Origin of the sequence: Coleofasciculus sp. C1-SOL-03, from assembly GCF_040220555.1 — a bacterium.
Lineage (GTDB): Bacteria > Cyanobacteriota > Cyanobacteriia > Cyanobacteriales > Coleofasciculaceae > Coleofasciculus.
In genome coordinates, this window is the sequence record NZ_JAVJUO010000159.1 from 1 (window position 1) to 19,309 (window position 19,309).

Sequence of the window (19,309 nt, forward strand, 5' to 3'; positions counted from 1 at the left end):
AGCAAGATGATGGGTGACTTGATTAATTTTGTCACATTACCCGCCCCTACATTGGATTTTCTGTGCCGATATCAGATGTTCCGATTAACCGGAAACCCGATCACAAAATCTACCGGATTGCTAACCGCGATCGCACCTTAACAATGTCGGGGTGAAAGGGTGGAGTCGGGCGGGTTTTGTAGCAACATGATTGGTGACTCCATTAATTTTATCCCTAAACCCGCCCCTACATTGGATTTTCTGTCCGATATCAGATTTTTCGATTAACCTGAAACCTGAGAACAAAACCCACCGGATTGTTAACTGCGATCGCACCTCAAAAATGTCGGGCTCAAAGGGTGGAACCGGGCGGGTTTTGTAGCAAGATGATGGGTGACTTGATTAATTTTGTCACATTACCCGCCCCTACACACAGACGCGCACATCTCCCCCATCTCCCCCATCTCCCCCATCTTCCCCATCTCCCTCATCTCCCCTAATTTAGAGGCGAGTGAACTAACTGCGCCAAGGTTGCTTCCATTACCGCTGTGGTTTGCCCAGAAACAGTAAATACCACCGCTTCGCGATAGACACGCTGGGCGGCGTGGGATTGGAGATTGGCTGCACCACTGGAGACTGTTACCGCCGCATTGGTACACCGCCCTGCTAGGTTAATTGCCCACGCCCTTAACTGTAGGGATTGGGGACGTTTTTTCCCCATGTAGGGGCGGGTTTCACTATTATCATTTGTTGTCACCCGGATGTTTCTAAACCCGCCCTCATCTCCTCCTCCATTTTCCTGATCTTCGGTGTCAGCAGAATTTGCTGATAAGGCGGCGATCATGGCGGCTTCACAGTCCAAGACTTCGGCGTTAAGATGATCAAAAGCCTTTTGAATAAATTCGAGTTGCTTGCGTTGGTAAGCGGCGGCAATTATATCTAATCCGGCTTTAGCACAACCTAAGGCAAAGAACCCATGATTTAATACATTTTTTTGATCCGCTGCATGAATCGCCCCGGCTTTTCTGAGGAATAAAACTGACTCGTTCGGTAAAAACCAATCCGTCAGACTCGCCGACACCGTATTCGTGGAATTCATCGCCGCTAACGCCATGGGTTGACTAAAGGCGATCGCACGTCCAACTCCTTGCTCGGTCGAGGTAAAGGGTACAATACCATAGAGTTCTCGACCATCGGGTAATGTCGCCCCAATCACAAAATCCCCAAACAAGCCAAACCCCGTAACCCAAGGCACATTTCCAGTAATCTGATAGCCTCCATCCACAGGCGTCGCCTTGACTGGAGGATTCCCAGTACGTCGCAGTTGGGAGAAACCTACCCCGACTAACGCCTCACCTCTCCCCATGCGGGGAAGATAACGCTGCTTTAAGGTTTCATTGTCACTCTTTGCCAAAAACCCACCTGCACTCTGATGCTGAGTTTGCAGAAAAGCCAACGCACCCGAATAGCGAGAGACTCGTTGTTGGAAGTGAAAGAAGGTGACAGGATTCACCTCAGCACCTCCCCAATCTTGGGGAACTTTCAGCGCTAGCAGATGGCGATCGCCTAATCCTTTTAGTGCAATGCGTAATGCTTCGGTATCCTGATCGATCTCTGAGGCGCGAGGTGCAACAATTTCGCGTAAGTAAGCCTCCGTCACGTCTAAAAGGTTAGACGGATTCGCGATTCCCTTGGGGATAGCTTCGCTTCGCACGTCAGGAACACCCTGGTTCGCTGTAGTTGGTGACATTAGGTAACAAACAGTTCAACAATTCCTTTCTCAGGATATCCGACTCATTGCCGCGCCCATTTGGAAGATTTCATGATACCAAAGTTAGTAGAGTTTTGTGTTCAATTGCCCAAAACCTCCTCCGGCAAAATCAAAAAGACTGATTTGAAATAACTTTGTTGGTGTCAACTGTTACGCTGCGATCGCCCACTTGAAATGGAGAGAGGGATGAAACGGATTTTCCGCCCAGAGTTGATAGGCTTTGCGGGCTTTTTGTCGGATTTCTCTCCTCAGTTTGCGGTATTGATCCCAAAAGGAGGGTAACACCTCAGAATTCATAACTGATTATAATCCATGGGAGTAGCTTGTCCGGCGGCGCGTTGTTGTTTGGCTTGACGTGCGGCGGCGACTAACGCGGATTGAGTCCGATTAAACGCCGTATCCCACTGTTGTTCATCTTGCAAATCGGCAATATATTCCCGTAAATGTGCAATCACTTTGCTTTGAACCGTATCGGGTAAAGATTCAACCAAAGTCACTAAGTCTTGAATCGCTGGGGATGACATGGGTTAAACTCCTGAGTTAGGGTGGTGATTTCGTTCATTTTATCATCAACCAACCGGGTTAGTCCTTTAAGATTGATTTAAGATTGAACTGTGATCAATTCTGAGTTGAGGTCAATTTGCCAATTTTCATCAATAAATTCTAGGTTTAATTCTAAATGCTCCAAAACCAGAGAATTAGCATTAAGACCACTAACCACTGCCGATAAATTTTGCCAAACGGAATGATTGTTTAAGGTAATCATGGTCTACCTCAAGATTGACCCTCTTTCTTGCCCATCTTCGGAGACCGGGTTCGCAGAATTTCGGTAATTTTGGGTCTTCCGGACTTAGTGTGCTAAACTATCAGTTTTAATGAATCAGGAAGCTTGCCACACAAGGACTGTAGCTCTTAACTGCCTCCTCCCACTGCTGCACTGGGTCGTAGCTCATCCGTTAAAGCTGAACTGTTTATGAAGGGTTAATGAAGAACAACCTGAGACTGATTTGGGCAAATCCGATTATATTTTTTTATGCTTTTGTGTTTATTGGGGCATCCTTTCAGTAGCTGTAAGTATTAATTGTACACATTGATTCATTATTTTTAGTATTTCTATACAGTTGTGTTTATTTCCATGTGTTATGGACAATTTGTGTTAATTGTTGTTAATTTTAGGTTAAATAATGCCCCATATACATAATTCTTTCTGATGAGCTTAAAAATTTATTTTCAACAAGATATTGTAAAGGCACTAGCATTTTTAATTCAGCCAGAGTAAGGTATAAAACAAAGATTTTTATCAGAGTTTAATCAGGGTGAAACCATGAAATACGCCGTTGCCGAAAAATCCCGTCTTAACTCTTCAAGCCAGCCCCAAGCCGAAAAAACTCCGTCTGATTTTTGGCTTTCCCTGAGAAGCAACGTTAGGTTAAAACATCAGACGCCTGCCATTCAGCCTGTTTCACGCAACCAAAACTTACCTCTTTCCTTCAACCAAGAACGACTCTGGTATCTGGAACAGTTACAGCCCGATACTTCTGTACATAACCTTTTGCATTGTTTGCATTTCCAAGGTGAACTCAATGTAGTCGCCCTACAGATGAGTTTAGGAGAACTTATTCGACGCCATGAAATCCTGCGAACCACGTTTCCTACCGTCAATGGATTACCCATCCAAGTGATCTGTCCAGAAATCGATTGGACTCTGCCAATTATAGACTTGCAAGAACTTCCTCTAGAGCAAAGGAAAGCCCAAGCCCAAAAACTGGCTGTCGAAGATGCCAAGCAACCGTTTTACTTGACAAAAAGCCCCTTATGGCGTATCAAACTTTTGCGCCTAACTGAACAAGAACACATACTGGTACGAACCATACACCATATCATCTTCGATGGTTGGTCTGACCGAGTATTCCTGCGGGAACTCGGTGTGCTTTACGATGCCTTTTCCCAGGGAAAATCATCGCCACTTTCGGAACTTCCAGTTCAATATGCCGACTATGCCCAAACCCAACGGAAATGGCTGCAAGGCGAGGTATTCTCTACTCAACTGGACTACTGGCAGAATCAGCTCAGTGGCATTTCAGCTCTGGAATTGCCCACGGATTATTCACCTCCACCCGTACCAAGTTACCAAGGTGCTTATCAACCCTTTGAGTTATCACAAAACTTAACCCAGGCGATCAAGAAATTGAGTTATCAGGAAGGTGTTTCTCTGTTCGTCACCTTGCTAACTGCCTTTAAAACCTTGCTCTACTTATATACCGAGCAAGAAGACATGACAGTTTGTTCGCCTGTTGTTGGTCGCCATCAGGTTGAATCCAAAGGGTTAATTGGCTACTTCAATAATATAGTGGCGCTCCGTACTGACTTATCAGGAAACCCTAGTTTTCGAGAACTGTTGCATCAAGTCAGTCACGTTTCCTCACAAGCATTTGCCCACCAAGATATACCCTTACAAAAGGTGGCAGAACTCCCCAATTTAGTTCACACACCGCTGACGCGAGGGATGTTTGTCTTGCAAAATACCCCAAATCCGTCATTAAACCTTGATGGATTAACCGTGAACTCCTTGTATGTAGAGCGGGAAATCGCCAACTTTGATTTCTCTGTTTCCCTGCAAGAAAAATTAGGGAAATTAACAGGAGGATTGCAATACAAAACAGACCTATTCCAGGCGACTAGCATCGCTCAGATGTTGGATCATTTCCAGACCTGGCTAGAACGCTTAGTTGCCAATCCCGAACTGTGCCTAGAAGACTTGCCACGTTTTGCTGATGGAAAACTCCATCAACGGTCTGACGACAATCTGGATGCAGCTCGCTTAACCCGACAGCAACAGACAACCTATATCGCTCCGCGAGATAAGCTGGAACACCAACTCACCCAAATTTGGGAAAACGTTCTAGGTATTCAACCCATCGGCGTGAGGGATAACTTCTTTGAACTCGGGGGACATTCCCTGTTAGCAGTACAACTGTTCGGACAAATCGAGAAGAAATGGAACCGGAATCTGCCCGTAGCTACCCTTTTCCAAGCACCAACCGTCGAGCAACTCGCCAACCTTCTGCGCCAGTCAGGATGGTCAGCACCTTGGTCTTCATTGGTGGCGGTTCAACCACAGGGTTCTAAACCACCATTATTTTGTGTTGCTGCAGCTGGCTGCACCGCTCTGGGTTTGACCACTCTGGCGCGTCATCTCGGACCCGACCAACCTTTTTATGGTTTGGAAGAAAAAATGGATGGAAAACAGGCTCCCAAATTGCGGATTGAAGACTTAGCCGCTCATTATATCGAAGAAATTTGTACGGTTCAGCCTGATGGTCCTTATTTTTTAGGCGGTCACTCCTTTGGTGGTGTAGTTGCCTTTGAAATGGCTCAACAGCTACAGGCGCAAGGGAAGAAGGTCGCTCTGCTAGCCCTATTAGATACCATCTATAATGGGTCGCCGATTAATAGTCAGCCATCGCCTTCACCATCGCCTTCACCATCGCGTTCCCATGCTTCTCAACATCTGGAGCAAATTTCACAACTCGGATTTAGCGAGAAGCTAACTTACATCTATGCCTATGCCCAAGAGCGTTTTGGACGCGAAGTTTGGAAGAAACAGAAAGAACTGACTAAATTCCGGAAAGACCTTGAGCATAAAATCAAGAAAATGACCTGTGATTTTTACTTGAGGAATGGACGGGAATTGCCTTACCCTCTCCGAGGATTTCATTTGTTAGAGGAGAAGATAAAAGCGAGAAAAGCGTATCAACTGCCACTCTATCCTGGTCAGGTGACTGTATTCTGGGCTATGGGAAATGGACATCCGCAACAAACTTACCATAACCGTTCAGGTTGGGACAGAGTGGCTGGAGGAGGATTGAGGCTCCACGGTGTTCCTGGTAATCATGGCACATTGAAGTCAGAACCTAACGTACAGGTTTTGGCAGAAAAATTGCGGGCTTGTTTGGATGAAGCACAGGCGGAAGTGGAAAGGATGGTTGGTTCAACAGACTCCCGTTAATTCTGCACAACTTTTTTATTGACTAGACCCAAAAAGTGAGGTTTAATTATGCAACCTATTGAAGAAATGCTACGCCAACATATTTCCGAAAATATCCTGTTCAGTAGCAACGGCTATCCTTATCCCGATGACGCTTCCTTACTGGAAAACGGTATCATTGATTCGATGAACGTGATGGAATTAGTGCTGTTTCTGGAGGAAAACTTGGGCATTGAGGTGGAAGATGTCGAGATTGTCCCGGAAAACTTTGATTCCGTTAGGAATCTAGCTGAATTTGCCCGACAAAAACAGTCCCGGTTTGTTAACAATTGAGGGAAGTAATTGTCATGTTGGTACAGGAATTTCTGGAGTCTAGCGCTGACCGATTGCCGGATAAGGTGGCGTTGATTGGCGATGGGCAACGCCTAACCTATCCCGAAGTCGAGGCACAGGCAAACCGCTTGGCAAATGCGCTCTTGGCACAGGGTTTACAACGGGGCGATCGCGTCGTATTATTTCTACCGAACTGCCTAGAGTTGGCGATCGCAATTTTTGCTGTCCTCAAAGCGGGTGGCGTTTTTGTGCCACTTAACCCCAGCACGAAGTCCGATAAGTGCGCCTATATCTTAAACAATTGTCAAGCCAGAGTTTTAGTCACCAGTGGGCGACAAGCCGATTTAGCCCAACAACTCACCCAACAGGTGCCTTCCCTCACCACCATCATCCTCACGTCGCCAACCCCGGAGACGAGTACGGGCAATGTCCTCAACTATACCGCCATCCAGTCCGAATGCATAGCACAAAGACCCGAAAAAGTCAATATTGATCTCGACCTAGCCTGCCTAATTTATACCTCCGGTAGCACGGGCGACCCCAAAGGCGTCATGTCAGACCACAGCAATGTTGTCTTTGCGGCTAGTTCGATTATCGAATATCTGGGCAATGTCGAGAGTGATAGTGTCATTGGCTTGTTGCCCTTGTCCTTCGATTACGGACTGTACCAACTTTTGATGGTGTTTAAGTTCGGCGGCACTCTGGTACTGGAAAAAGGATTCACCTATCCAGCCGCTATTCTCAAACGCATGGAACAAGAGCGGGTCACTGGCTTCCCTGGCGTCCCGACAATCTACGCCATGCTACTGAAAATGGATCTGAGTGCCTACGATTTATCCAGTTTACGTTATTTGACCAACACCGCCGCCGCCTTACCTCCCTCCCACATTCTCCAAATTCGGGCTAAGTTTCCCTGGGCGACGCTGTTCTCGATGTACGGTTTAACCGAAACCAAACGTACCCTCTATCTGCCTCCAGATCAACTGGACAAACGTCCCGATTCCGTGGGTATCGCCATTCCTGGCACCGAAGTGTGGATTGAAGATGAACAGGGAATGCGGTTAGGTTCAGGTCAAGTGGGTGAGTTGGTGGTGCGGGGACGCCATGTCATGCGCGGTTATTGGGGGAACCCCGAGGCAAGTGCTGCCCGTTTCCGCCCTGGATTGATGCCAGGGGAGCGGCTGTGCTATACGGGAGACCTATTTCGCCAGGATGAAGAGGGGTTTCTGTATTTTGTCTCGCGGCAAGATGACATGATTAAAAGCCGGGGTGAGAAGGTGGCACCGAAAGAGGTGGAGAATGTGCTGTATGGGCTTCCAGGTGTCCGGGAAGCGGCAGTAATTGGCGTGACTGACCCGGTATTGGGGCAGGTGGTCAAGGCGTTTGTCGTACAGGAGGGCGATGAACTTACCCCAGCCCATATCTTACGGCATTGCCGCGCCCATTTGGAAGATTTCATGGTGCCGAAGTTGGTCGAGTTTTGTGTTCAATTGCCTAAAACTTCGTCTGGCAAAATTAAAAAGACTGATTTGAAGTGATAAGTCCTTTGTCCTTTGTCAGGGTTTGAGGACTATTTACAGAACTTACATTGGGTTCGTAGTTGGTACGAAGCTTGCCAACAGCGCTAAAGCGCTGACTACAAACCTTTTCAAACAAAAGGAGTAAGTTATGTGTGGTATTGTCGGTGTTCTCAATTTGCAGGAACCTCAGCCGATTCCGGAGATGGTTGTGCCGCAGATGTTAGCCATGATTCGTCATCGGGGTCCTGATGAGTTTGGGATTTATCGGGATGAATGGGTTAATTTGGGGAATGCCCGTCTCAGTATTATTGATTTAAGTGGTGGACAGCAACCGATTTGTAACGAAGATGAAACATTGTGGATTGTCTTCAACGGTGAAATCTTTAACTATGTGGAACTGCGCCCCCAATTAGAAGCGCTTGGTCATCGCTTTACGACCAATTGTGACACGGAGGTGATCCTGCATCTGTATGAAGAATATGGTGCCGATTGCCTGAATTATCTCAATGGTCAGTTTGCGATCGCGATCTGGGATACTCGTCAGCGTCGCCTATTTTTGGCACGCGATCGCTTGGGGATTCGCCCGTTGTTTTATACTTTGTGCCAGGGTCAGTTAATCTTTGGTTCGGAAATCAAGACTATTCTGGCGCATCCCACGGTTTGTGCAACTATTGATCCTGCTGCACTGACGCAGGTGTTTACGTTTTGGAGTGTATTGACACCGCACACCATTTTCCAGGACATTGATAGCCTCTCCCCGGGTCATTATCTACAGGTTCAGGATGGACAGTTAAACATCCAACCGTACTGGGAACTAGACTTTACCCCAGAGAAATCCCGGCGTACTCCCCAAGATTATCTGGATGAGTTTGAGCAACTGCTGATTGACTCCACCCTAATCCGCCTACGGGCTGATGTCCCTGTTGGCGCTTACCTGAGTGGGGGGTTGGATTCTTCGACAACGACGGCGATTATCCGTCAATATGCCCAGAACGCCTTAGAAACCTTCTCTATCGCCTTCTCAGATCCAGAGTTTGATGAGAGTGAGTTCCAACGGCGCATGGCAGATAGTTTGGGGACTAACCATCGGGTTGTTTATTGTACCCATACCGATATTAGCCGCCTGTTTCCAGAGGTAATCTGGCACACCGAAACTCCCACATTACGCACCGCACCTGCACCTATGTTTATGCTGTCTCGGTTGGTACGGGATTCTCATTTAAAGGTGGTGCTGACAGGAGAAGGTGCTGATGAATTCCTCGGTGGCTATGACATTTTCAAAGAAATGGCGATACGTCGATTCTGGGCAAAACAGCCGGATTCGCAATGGCGACCCTTATTATTGAAACGACTGTACCCGGAAATTTCCCGTTTGAGTCGTAGCAGCGAAGCCTTTATGCAGGCGTTCTTTAAAAAGAATCTCACCGATACCGAATCGCCGTTCTATTCCCATATCATCCGTTGGTCAAATACGGCTCGTCTCCAGCGGTTGCTGGTGTCTAAACCGGAGGTTGGACTGCTACAATGGGTAGAGAAATTCGTTCCCCTCCAAAGCAATTTCTCCAGTTGGTCTCCCTTAGCCCAAGCGCAATACCTGGAAATTGTTAGCTTTATGTCACCCTATTTGCTCTCCTCTCAAGGCGATCGCATGGCGATGGCGAATTCCGTCGAAGGACGTTTCCCCTTTCTAGATTATCGAGTTGTGGAATTTTGCGATCGCCTGCCATCCAATGTGAAGCTGCGCGGCTTAACCGAAAAATGGCTGCTGCGACAATTGAGCCGCAAATTACTACCCCCCGATATTTGGCAGCGCCGTAAGCGTCCCTACCGCGCCCCGATTCACCGCAGTTTCTTTCACCAGGATACACCAGATTACGTCTGGGAGTTGTTGTCGGAAGATGCTGTACGCGCTAGTGGTTTATTTCATCCCTTAGCGGTTAATCAACTGGTTCGCAAAGCCCAAAGTGGATCACCCTTGGGTGAAGTGGACGATATGGCGATCGCCGGCGTTTTATCCACGCAGTTAGTTGATCAACAGTTCGTTAAAGACTTCAATTCTCGGTTATCGACTTTGACCCCTTTAGACCGAGTTAAGGTTATTGATCGCACATTAGAGCCGATTCAATGACAAACAATTAGGTCGGCTGTTACTGGAGGGATAAGCACAGACTAGAGATTTAACCGGGGGTTTCTGTTTTATAAGGAGCTAATCCGACCCTACATGCGGGCACATTTTACCATTATGAAGTAAGTTTAAAATGAAACTCCTGAACTGTCAATAGCTCAAATCAGGATTATTTTTCATGACCTCTTGTGACCGCTAAGTGTAATGACTGGACTAGGACTCTGGTGCGATCGCATCCCCTATTCGGGTTTCGGATCAGATAGTCGAGTCAATGTCAACCCCACCGGATCAACCCTGCCAATTTTTGGGTCATCGAGCCAGGTTTCCTGGATAAACATTCCCCCACTTATCCCACGCCATCATCTGGGTTTTAGCCATTGAATCGCCGGATTAGGGAAAAATTCGTCATTAAATCCCCAATTTATTACTTTCTATCATTTTTTGACCGTTTGTTCAACTTCTGAAACCACGGAATCTCGTGAAATCAAGAGCAGAAATCATTAAGTATTTTTTTAGATTTGCAGCCAGTGTGATTAAAATTATTCAAGTCCAGGATAAAATTGTTAAAATAATCCTGATCATCAGTAGTCTTTCAGTGTAAGCCTGTTCTAAAATTTATCAATTCATCTGTGGAGGTCGGGATGGAAATTGTTAAGAAAACGGAAAATCGGCTGATTCTGCAACAAAGCATCGGCTGTTTCCCGATTGTGTTGGTGTGGGGGTTGCTATTTTGGGGAATACCACTGAGCATGCTGTTTCTTTCTGCCGCATATTGGGGTGTTGAATCCCTCAAATGTCAGCGAGTCACCAGCGATAGCGATCGCGTAGACTGCACTCAAGAAAAAAGTATCTTTTTCGGCATGAAGCAGCTTACACTTCAACCCCTTCCCTTAGTGGCTAAAGCCGAATACAACTATACGAAAATGCCGGGAGATGAGGATTGCAATGTCTTCCATAACCACGATTTTAACCTAATTTTTAGTGATGGAAGCCAGCAAACAATTTTTGAGAATTTAGTACGAGTCAATTGCCGTAAGGGGAATCCAGCTTGGATTCAAACTCAAGTCGCAAAAATCAATCAGTTTATCGCGGAGGAAACCGGGACAATCGAGATCGTGCGCGATAATAGATTTGCGCCTTCCAGTATTGGCATAATCCTGTTTTTGGGCGTTTTTATTGTCATTGGATTGGGACGTGTAATCTCCTCGCTACTGCCAATTTCATTACATCTCGATAAATCGACGCGCCAGCTATTTTGGGGACGGACAAAACTGTGTACAATTAACACTCGTTCCTATCCATTTTCCGCTATTTCATCTGTGCGAATGAAGGCAGAAACCCATGGAGATGGAGACTTGAGAGTCTATCAGGCAGAAATCCTTTTGAAGTCAGGAGAACCTGGTTTCGATTTGGGCTATTCATCATCTAAATCAGACGTATTAGCGAAAGCCAACCAAATCGCCACGTTTGTCGGTGTCAAGTTGGAAGATATCAGCGATCGCGCGTCACCCAGTTCACCTTCTGCCAGTGGAGTAAGCAATCCAAAAGCACGCGATAGCGCTCGACAATTACTAGACCTTTGCAAGGCAAGTTACTCTCAACGCCACGAATTTATCCGAGTCGATCCGGGTGATTTTCCCCTGGTCGATATCCGCTTCTACGATCGCACTCAAACTTTATTGGAAAAACGAGGATTTCATAAATTAGATGATATTGAAGATGTGACAGTGACCCAAGCGAGTGGCGGGAAAACTCGCACATTTATTCGGGTGATGCTCCATCGAGATCGGAACACTTTGGCTGGTATTTATGCCATGCCGCGACCCTTTTTCGTCAAAGTTTTTCAGGCAATCGGTTTAATTTCCCAAGGCGACAACGCGATCGAATTTGAATCAGAATTTGATGATGGTACATTTTTGGTAACCAGTAACTTGAAAGACTTAAATGTAAGCGACGATATACCAGGAATCCAACATCAGCAATATTCGCATCATACAACTGTCGATAATTTAATTGCGGCACATAAGAAGGCACTTGATCGCTTGACAGGCCAAAAACAACCTGTTTATCTCTACACCTATCAAGATGTGATCGAACTACAGCATCGCATGCAAGATCTAAAACATCGCCACAAGCAACGTCAAGGCTATATTACTCGCGACGATATCCGCCGATTGGCTAAGAACAATCAGGATCAGGTAGCTGAGGCGCTTTGGGCGGCGATAGAGGAGGTAAAGAAAGAGGATTTCGACGAGCAAACTGATTAAATAATGGTGCAAGATGCAAGTTGTAACTGACAAATGACAAATGACAAATGACCACCCTCACCCACCGACTTATTCAGGAGATTAAATCATGAACAATTCAGTCAAAACGGATGCAATTGGCTTTAATAAGCACTCCCTTAATTTAGATGCAGCCAAAGAGACGGAACGCATTGTCGAACAGTTACGCCAGAGTGTCCATCAAACCCTACGCCGTCGCGGGGCGGTGTTGGGTATCAGTGGGGGGATTGACTCATCGGTGGTGCTGGGTTTATGTGCTAAAGCTTTTGGTGCAGAACATATCGTCGCCTTGTTGTTACCGGAGGGTGAATCCAGCCCAGAAAGCGCTACACTGGCACAGTTAGTCGCTGATCACTACGGCGTTCAAACCATTACCGAAGACATTTCCGGGGTATTAGATGGGTTTAGCTGTTACCGCCGCCGCAACGACGCCATAAAACGGTTGTTTCCGGAATTCGGAGAAGGTTGGCAAGCTAAAATTGCCTTACCGGGAAACTTACTGAAAAAAGAAATGCTGAATATCTTTTCCCTAACTGTAACCAATCCAGAGGGTGAGGAGTTTACCAAACGCTTACCGCCCCGGGAATATTATCAGATTGTCGCCGCGTCTAATTTTAAGCAGCGATCACGCATGGCTATGCTCTACTATCACGCTGAATTAAATAATTATGCGGTTATCGGTACAGCAAATAAGAATGAGCATTTATTAGGCTTTTTTGTCAAGTACGGAGATGGCGGAATTGATGTTAGTCCGATTGCCCATTTGTTCAAGACACAAGTTTACCAGCTTGCTCGTTACTTAGATGTGCCAGAAGACATTCAACAACGCACGCCGACTTCGGATACGTATCCGGGTGGAAGTTCACAGGAGGAGTTTTTCTTCCGTCTGCCCTTTGATATTCTGGATACCATCTGGTTCGGGTATGAACGTGGTGTTAAGAACGATGAAATCGCCCAGGCGCTTGATTTGACAGTAGAACAAGTCGAGCGAGTTGTCACCGATATTGTCCGCAAACAACGTACAACGTCCTATCTAAGAATGCCTGTTATTAGTATGGAAAACGTTGATTAAAAACTTTCATAGTCTCCTAATTTATCCATCGCCACACCCCAGTTGTACCAGGCTAATTGATAATCGGGTTTAAATTGAATCGCTTTCTCATAAGAGGCGATCGCACGTTGATAATCTCCTAACTTCCCCAAGGCTAACCCTCGATTATTCCAGGCTTCGGCTAAGGAGGGTTGGTGTTGAATCGCTGCGTCAAAAGACGCGATCGCACCCAGAAAATCTTGGTCGGCGAGTTGCTGTTTCCCTTGATTGAACCAGGTTTCGGCGGCATTCCTCTCCGCAGTTTCACCGTGATCGGCGTCTCCGGGATCTCCTAGATAGGCTTCCCCTTTCCCTGGCGGTTTCGCCAATAAATCCTGACCAATTTCTGCCGCAATTTCCCCCAATTCTCCACAGCCGACACCACTCATCTGCAATAATTGCCAAGCAAACTGATGATCCGCCTCGGGTAACTGGCGCAACTGCTGTCCATACTCATACAGCCATACCTTAAAAGCGCGATCGCTACTCTGATATCCTAAATGTTGCAGGATCTGTTCCCGATTCCATCCCTGATTCACCCCAATAACCAATTGCCGAAATAACTGATGATAGTCGGCATCACTGAGGAATTTTTGCCGTCGCCTGTGTTGTTTGGGTTTGAGGAAAGGCGGTAGGATTCTCTGAATCAGCCGCACTAGCCATTGCCAAAACCGCTTGATCATCTGCTTGTCGGAAAGGGGTTATTGTCCCAGTGTATAGCGTTGGATCATCGGGGTTGGGTCAATCCTGTCTCATGCGATCGCCGGTTGGGAATTGATATCATGTCCAGTTGAATACTTACACGATGATTTAGGACGGCTAGACCGTTAATGCCAGACATCGGATTAATTAAGGTCAGCTTAGAAAAAAATAGGAAAAAATCAGTCATTTCCGCCAAGCTATTGCCGATATTAATGAATTTGGTAAAATCCTATAAAAGCACAGCAACTTATGGGTTTTAGAAATGACACATTGGCTTAAGGCGGATTTCCAATCATCAATCCCATGCACCATCCCATGGTGCATCAGAATCAATCCCCCAAAACCCATTGTTTAGGGGAAAATAGTCGAGTCAATTTGTATTCCTCGTAACTCTAGACACAAAAATTGCACTGTTTTCATGTAACCTATTTGATGTCAGGTGGGCAAGTGGCATCAACATAAAAAAGCGGAGCCAGAGAGTTGCCGTTGACTTGAGCTATATTGCCTTTCCTGTAAAATGTCAACTAACTATGGAGGTATGAATGATGTTAGCCAAACATGCTACAACTATCCTTTTGCACCCTCGAATCGACTAACCTAGCCGATTCTGCGGCGTTGTTTTCGGGGAAATGTTAACTTTAATAAACTTAAGTTTCATTTCTTTACATTTAACCTTGACCTAGAGTGACATCTGATCAAATCGAGCGATGAGGTAAAACTGCATAAGTGTTAGCTACAATTAGGCTGAAGCTTATACATGCTGCTGTGTTGACTCCAATACCCGCGCCAAGAGCAATCCGGTCACAGACAAGGCGAAATCGTCATCACACAGTAGCGAATTGAACCCTATTGAATTGCCAGAGTATCCCATGAACATTAGTCAGCAATTGGGCAGACTCCAACGAAGCATCTTCAGAATCAAAAAAGTTCCTCGTTTTTTGATCTTACTGATTGCCACAATTGCCACGATTCAATTTCTCATTCTCCCCGCCTTGACGCAACAACCCGTCACGGTTCAAGTATTGATGAGCGCCCTTGAAGCCTCTCAGTGGCAAGAATTTGTCGAGGAATTTGAAGAACAAAATCCCAATATAAATCTAGAAATCCTGGAAGGACCCAACGAAACCAACCTGGTGGAAGACCTCTATACCTCTGCCTTTTTGTTGGGCGATTCACCTTACGACCTCGTTTATCTAGACATTGTTTGGGTACCAAAATTTGCCGCCGCCGGATGGTTAATGCCCCTATCTGACCGAGTTTCTGAGGATCAATTATCGAAGTTTCTGCAAGGGGATGTAGAGGGAGGACGCTACAACGGTGAACTGTATCGGATGCCCTTACGTTCCGATGGGGGTATGCTCTACTACCGTACTGATTTATTAAAGCAGGGTGGATACGAACCCCCCGAAACCTTTGCCGAACTCATACAAATTTCTCAAGCCTTGCAACAACAAACAGGAGTTGAATGGGGATATTTATGGCAAGGAAAGCAATACGAAGGGTTATCTGCCATGTTTGTGGAAATCCTGGAAGGGTTTGGTGCCTTTTGGGTAAATCCAGACACACTAGAGGTTGGACTTGATCAGCCAGAAGCAATCCAAGCGGTCGAATTTTTACTGAATACCATTGAAAAAGAGGTTTCTCCTGCCGGTGTTACCACTTACGCTGAAGAAGAAACCCGCCGCTTATTCCAAGAAGGTGAAGCTATTTTCTTACGGAATTGGCCCTACGTTTACCCGTTAGCAGCCGACTCAGAAATTGCGGGTCAATTTGCAATTAAGCCAATGGTACACCAACCAGCGGATAGTAGTGGTGCTTGCCAAGGCGGATGGGGATTGGGTATTTCTCAATCAACAAAACACCCCGATGAAGCCTGGAAAGTAATTGAATTCTTTAACCGTCCGGATGTCCAAAAACGATTTAGTCTGGCAACAGGCTATGCTCCGGCTCTCAAATCACTGTATACCGATTCTGAACTGGTAGCTGAATATAGTTACTTTCCCCAAATGCTAGAAGTCCTGGAAAAAGCGGTGCTGCGTCCTCCTATCGCCCAATACGCTCAAGCCTCAGATATTTTGCAGCGTTATCTCAGTGCAGCAATTACGCAAACCATGACACCAGAACAAGCGATGAATCGAGCCGCCCAGGAAACGCGAAGACTTTTAGGAGATTAAGGTTTAGCCGTTGGTTAAACGGCACGTTGTAACTCCATAAAATTACGATGAAACAAGCTTCAATTCGGCAACGAGAGATACGAACGGGTTGGTTACTCACCCTACTCGCCATCCTGATCTTGCTCATGGTGTTTGCCTATCCCATTGGACGAGCGTTTTGGTTAAGTTTATTCAGTCAAAATCTAGGGACTGAGTTACAGGCAGAGTTTACTGGCTTTGACAATTATGCACGGCTCGTGGGTGATGGACGCTTTTGGCAAAGTATGTGGCACACAACAGTGTTTACCGTGTCCTCAATTGCCCTGGAATTAGTGTTGGGAATGGCAATTGCCTTGGTGCTAAATCAAGCCTTTTTTGGGCGAGGTTTAGTTCGCACCGCCGCCCTAATTCCCTGGGCATTACCCACCGCTGTCATGGGATTAGCCTGGGCGTGGATTTTTAATGACCAGTTTGGCGTTGCGAATGATATTTTACGATTATTGCCCGCCGTTGACCCCATAACCTGGTTAGGTGAACCCATTCCGGCAATGATCGCATTGATTGCAGCTGATGTTTGGAAAACAACGCCATTTTTCGCGATTATTCTGCTAGCCGGATTGCAATCAATTTCTAAGGATCTTTATGAAGCCCATGCAATTGATGGGGCGTCTCCAGTACAAAGTTTTGTGCAAATTACATTACCCCTACTAACCCCGCAAATCTTAATTGCCCTCTTGTTCCGCTTTGCTCAAGCCTTCGGGATTTTTGACCTGGTGCTGGTGATGACAGGGGGCGGTCCAGCGAATGCGACGGAAATGATTTCACTGTATATTTATGACACCGTGAGACGCTATCTGGACTTTGGTTACGGTGCGGCGTTGGTTGTCGTCACCTTCCTCTTACTAATTCTCGCCGTGGCAATTGTGGGCTTTTTGCTCTCAAAAACCCGAATTAATGTTTTAGGAGACCAATAGATTAATTATGGCAGTCGCTCAAGATTCATCATCCAAAAACAAATCAACAATCAATACCAAGCAAATTATGCTCTGGGTTGGTGTGGTATTAACGCTAATCTTTTGCCTAGCACCAGCCTTTTGGCAAGTGTTGACCTCGTTCAAGATCAATGAGGCGATTTCGACAATTCCGAATGTCTATTTTCCCGCGCCCGATCAACTCACTTGGACGCACTACTCGCAGCTATTTGAACGTTATCCCTTTTTTCGTTATATATTCAATAGTGCCTTTGTTTCATTCACCTCCACAGTCTTGTGTTTAGTCGCCGGAGCGCCCGCTGCTTATGCCTTAGCACGGTTAAGAATTCCGGGAGAGCGAATTGTTTTAGCCTGCGTCCTCATCGTCAGTCTCTTTCCCTACGTGTTACTGTTTCTGGGACTCTTAGAGGTGGTGAAACTTTTAGGATTAGGGAATAACTACATCTCGTTGATTATTCCCTATACCGGGATCAACTTACCGCTGACTATCTTGGTACTGCGGAGTTTCTTTCAACAGCTTCCCAAGGATTTAGAAGATTCTGCTCAGGTTGATGGATATAATATTGTGCAAATGCTGTTGAAAATTGTCCTGCCGATGACCATACCTGCCCTAGTAACAACGGGAATTCTTACGTTTATCTTTGCTTGGAATGAATTTATCTTTGCCTTAACCTTTATTACGCGAGATCAAATGAAAACCATTCCAGTAGCAGTGGCTCAAATCGGCGGAACCTCTGTATTTGAAATTCCTTACGGTCCGATCGCCGCAGCGACAGTCGCGGGAACAATCCCCCTAATTCTGTTAGTGCTGTTCTTCCAGCGTCGTATTGTGCAGGGCATCACGGCTGGGGCAGTTAAAGGATGAGTAACCCCTTTTTGCCCTGGCGACTAGAAGTCACGGCTACACAAACAAAGTCCGCCTGCGCGGACTGGACTATAAAGGGGGTAGTAAACCCGGATTTAGTATGACATCTCGCGTCGAGAACATTCAAAATTCAACAGGTAAAAATCATGGCAAAACTCGAACTCCAGAATCTACGCAAAGAATACAATCCCAAAACGGTACCGATTAAAGACATTAGCTTAGATGTCGAAGATGGCGAGTTCATGACATTTATTGGACCCTCTGGCTGTGGTAAATCCACATTGCTGCGATTAATTGCCGGATTGGAGACGCCAACCAAGGGTAGAGTGGTGATCAGTGGACAAACGGTTAATGGTGTTCCCCCAGGCGATCGCAACATTGCCATGGTCTTCCAAAGTTACGCCCTCTATCCTCACATGACGGTGGAGGAAAATATCAGCGCCTCGCTGAGAATCCGGAACACTCCTAGCGAAGAAATCCGCAAACGCATTGATGATGTGATTATCAAGCTGGATTTAGACCGTTCCTTACTCGAACGCAAACCCGGTCAACTCTCCGGTGGACAACGGCAACGGGTGGCGGTTGCCCGCGCTTTAGTTCGGGAACCGGAAGTCTTTTTATTAGATGAACCGTTGAGTAACTTAGATGCCTTACTGCGAGAACAAGTTCGCGCCGAACTCAAGCAACTGTTTAAATCCCAAAACAAGCCCGTCGTCTATGTTACCCACGACCAAACCGAGGCAATGACCCTCTCGACTCGCATTGCCTTACTATATGAGGGCGTCTTGCAACAGCTTGATACCCCCTATCAGATTTATACCTACCCCGCCAATAGTTTTGTTGCCAGTTTTATGGGTAGTCCCCAAATGAATCTACTCACCCTTAGCTGTCAGGAGAATTATGCCATTCTGGGTAACTTTAAACTGAAACTGCCCGACCTGCGGCAAAAACCACGCCAAATTGTCATGGGTGTTCGTCCCGAAAATGTGCGGATTGCCAAGCAAGGAGACGAACAGACGATCAAGGGTAACGTGTTTTTGGTCGAAGATATGGGTAAAGAAAAACTGATTAGCGTGCGAGTGCAGGGTTCCGAAGGGTCAGAAGGCAAGACGATTCGGGCGTTGTTAGCTGCTGATAACTACTGGGATGGTGAAGAAGACACGGTGACTCTCACCCTACCGGAGAAAACGATGCACTGGTTTGATGTCGAATCAGGCGATCGCTTAACTCATCATTCCTAATAACTTTTCACAGGAAGTCTAGAAACCTGAATCGGGGCGGGTTTAGCGACATCGGGTTATAACCGAAAAGTAGGGGCACGATATTATCCACCCGTGTCAACTTAAGCTCAACCCCTCACCCCCAGCTCATAAGGGTAGGTTTTTTATTGGGGTTGAGGTAAGAAAAGGAAGACAGGTAGACCAGTAGACAAGGAAGAGTGAGAACGAAAAATAGGGCGTTTCGGCTTTTAGAAGTTAGCTTGACCGAACAAGATTCTGTACGGTT

General features: G+C 46.3%; 15 protein-coding genes. 10 read left to right on the forward strand and 5 right to left on the reverse strand.

The features are described from left to right. Positions 1 to 475: 475 nt before the first annotated feature. The 4 genes from RIE73_RS25720 to RIE73_RS25735 all read right to left on the reverse strand — a co-directional run bounded on the left by RIE73_RS25720 (position 476) and on the right by RIE73_RS25735 (position 2,516). Entirely contained in the window at positions 476 to 1,729 is a 1,254-nt protein-coding gene (locus RIE73_RS25720; protein WP_446403881.1) for an acyl-CoA dehydrogenase family protein, read from the reverse strand. Positions 1,730 to 1,900: 171 nt separating this feature from the next. After that, positions 1,901 to 2,047, reverse strand: coding sequence for a hypothetical protein (locus tag RIE73_RS25725; RefSeq protein ID WP_446403893.1), 147 nt, complete (start codon positions 2,045 to 2,047; stop codon positions 1,901 to 1,903). Then, on the reverse strand, positions 2,044 to 2,274 hold the full coding sequence (locus RIE73_RS25730; RefSeq protein WP_446392937.1) for a hypothetical protein: 231 nt from the start codon (positions 2,272 to 2,274) through the stop codon (positions 2,044 to 2,046). Before RIE73_RS25730 ends, RIE73_RS25725 begins: the two co-directional genes overlap by 4 nt. A gap of 77 nt (positions 2,275 to 2,351) precedes the next feature. Then, positions 2,352 to 2,516, reverse strand: coding sequence for a hypothetical protein (locus RIE73_RS25735; protein WP_446403882.1), 165 nt, complete (start codon positions 2,514 to 2,516; stop codon positions 2,352 to 2,354). Between the two features lie 558 nt (positions 2,517 to 3,074). Here RIE73_RS25735 and RIE73_RS25740 point away from each other — a divergent pair. The 6 genes from RIE73_RS25740 to nadE all read left to right on the forward strand — a co-directional run bounded on the left by RIE73_RS25740 (position 3,075) and on the right by nadE (position 13,073). Then, complete coding sequence (locus tag RIE73_RS25740) at positions 3,075 to 5,759, forward strand: condensation domain-containing protein (protein WP_446403883.1); 2,685 nt, start codon at positions 3,075 to 3,077, stop codon at positions 5,757 to 5,759. Between the two features lie 48 nt (positions 5,760 to 5,807). Continuing rightward, positions 5,808 to 6,071: an acyl carrier protein gene (locus RIE73_RS25745; RefSeq protein ID WP_446392931.1), complete on the forward strand. Its 264-nt coding sequence runs from the start codon at positions 5,808 to 5,810 to the stop codon at positions 6,069 to 6,071. A gap of 14 nt (positions 6,072 to 6,085) precedes the next feature. Further along, on the forward strand, positions 6,086 to 7,609 hold the full coding sequence (locus tag RIE73_RS25750) for a class I adenylate-forming enzyme family protein (protein WP_446403884.1): 1,524 nt from the start codon (positions 6,086 to 6,088) through the stop codon (positions 7,607 to 7,609). 130 nt (positions 7,610 to 7,739) lie between these two features. Then, positions 7,740 to 9,719 carry an asparagine synthase (glutamine-hydrolyzing) gene (gene asnB / locus RIE73_RS25755; protein ID WP_446403885.1) on the forward strand — a complete coding sequence of 660 codons (1,980 nt, stop codon included), beginning with the start codon at positions 7,740 to 7,742 and terminating at the stop codon, positions 9,717 to 9,719. Positions 9,720 to 10,357: 638 nt separating this feature from the next. After that, a complete protein-coding gene (locus RIE73_RS25760) occupies positions 10,358 to 11,983 on the forward strand; it encodes a hypothetical protein (protein WP_446403886.1) in 1,626 nt (541 codons plus the stop codon). Positions 11,984 to 12,071: 88 nt separating this feature from the next. Continuing rightward, a complete protein-coding gene (gene nadE / locus RIE73_RS25765; RefSeq protein ID WP_446403887.1) occupies positions 12,072 to 13,073 on the forward strand; it encodes an NAD(+) synthase in 1,002 nt (333 codons plus the stop codon). Here nadE and RIE73_RS25770 read toward each other — a convergent pair. Beyond that, positions 13,070 to 13,774 carry a tetratricopeptide repeat protein gene (locus tag RIE73_RS25770; RefSeq protein ID WP_446403888.1) on the reverse strand — a complete coding sequence of 235 codons (705 nt, stop codon included), beginning with the start codon at positions 13,772 to 13,774 and terminating at the stop codon, positions 13,070 to 13,072. The genes nadE and RIE73_RS25770 overlap by 4 nt on opposite strands. Before the next feature lie 888 nt (positions 13,775 to 14,662). Here RIE73_RS25770 and RIE73_RS25775 point away from each other — a divergent pair. From RIE73_RS25775 to RIE73_RS25790, 4 genes are all read left to right on the forward strand, one after another. Then, positions 14,663 to 15,967: an ABC transporter substrate-binding protein gene (locus RIE73_RS25775; protein WP_446403889.1), complete on the forward strand. Its 1,305-nt coding sequence runs from the start codon at positions 14,663 to 14,665 to the stop codon at positions 15,965 to 15,967. Positions 15,968 to 16,014: 47 nt separating this feature from the next. Next, entirely contained in the window at positions 16,015 to 16,920 is a 906-nt protein-coding gene (locus RIE73_RS25780) for a carbohydrate ABC transporter permease (RefSeq protein ID WP_446403890.1), read from the forward strand. A gap of 7 nt (positions 16,921 to 16,927) precedes the next feature. Further along, entirely contained in the window at positions 16,928 to 17,803 is an 876-nt protein-coding gene (locus tag RIE73_RS25785) for a carbohydrate ABC transporter permease (protein WP_446403891.1), read from the forward strand. A 146-nt stretch (positions 17,804 to 17,949) separates the two neighbouring features. Further along, entirely contained in the window at positions 17,950 to 19,044 is a 1,095-nt protein-coding gene (locus RIE73_RS25790) for an ABC transporter ATP-binding protein (protein ID WP_446403892.1), read from the forward strand. Positions 19,045 to 19,309 lie beyond the last annotated feature (265 nt).

Coding starts and splice junctions, on each gene's coding strand:
- RIE73_RS25720 (WP_446403881.1), bottom strand. CDS start 1,729: ATGTCACCAACTACAGCGAACCAGGGTGTTCCTGACGTGCGAAGCGAA.
- RIE73_RS25725 (WP_446403893.1), bottom strand. CDS start 2,047: ATGAATTCTGAGGTGTTACCCTCCTTTTGGGATCAATACCGCAAACTG.
- RIE73_RS25730 (WP_446392937.1), bottom strand. CDS start 2,274: ATGTCATCCCCAGCGATTCAAGACTTAGTGACTTTGGTTGAATCTTTA.
- RIE73_RS25735 (WP_446403882.1), bottom strand. CDS start 2,516: ATGATTACCTTAAACAATCATTCCGTTTGGCAAAATTTATCGGCAGTG.
- RIE73_RS25740 (WP_446403883.1), top strand. CDS start 3,075: ATGAAATACGCCGTTGCCGAAAAATCCCGTCTTAACTCTTCAAGCCAG.
- RIE73_RS25745 (WP_446392931.1), top strand. CDS start 5,808: ATGCAACCTATTGAAGAAATGCTACGCCAACATATTTCCGAAAATATC.
- RIE73_RS25750 (WP_446403884.1), top strand. CDS start 6,086: ATGTTGGTACAGGAATTTCTGGAGTCTAGCGCTGACCGATTGCCGGAT.
- asnB (WP_446403885.1), top strand. CDS start 7,740: ATGTGTGGTATTGTCGGTGTTCTCAATTTGCAGGAACCTCAGCCGATT.
- RIE73_RS25760 (WP_446403886.1), top strand. CDS start 10,358: ATGGAAATTGTTAAGAAAACGGAAAATCGGCTGATTCTGCAACAAAGC.
- nadE (WP_446403887.1), top strand. CDS start 12,072: ATGAACAATTCAGTCAAAACGGATGCAATTGGCTTTAATAAGCACTCC.
- RIE73_RS25770 (WP_446403888.1), bottom strand. CDS start 13,774: ATGATCAAGCGGTTTTGGCAATGGCTAGTGCGGCTGATTCAGAGAATC.
- RIE73_RS25775 (WP_446403889.1), top strand. CDS start 14,663: ATGAACATTAGTCAGCAATTGGGCAGACTCCAACGAAGCATCTTCAGA.
- RIE73_RS25780 (WP_446403890.1), top strand. CDS start 16,015: ATGAAACAAGCTTCAATTCGGCAACGAGAGATACGAACGGGTTGGTTA.
- RIE73_RS25785 (WP_446403891.1), top strand. CDS start 16,928: ATGGCAGTCGCTCAAGATTCATCATCCAAAAACAAATCAACAATCAAT.
- RIE73_RS25790 (WP_446403892.1), top strand. CDS start 17,950: ATGGCAAAACTCGAACTCCAGAATCTACGCAAAGAATACAATCCCAAA.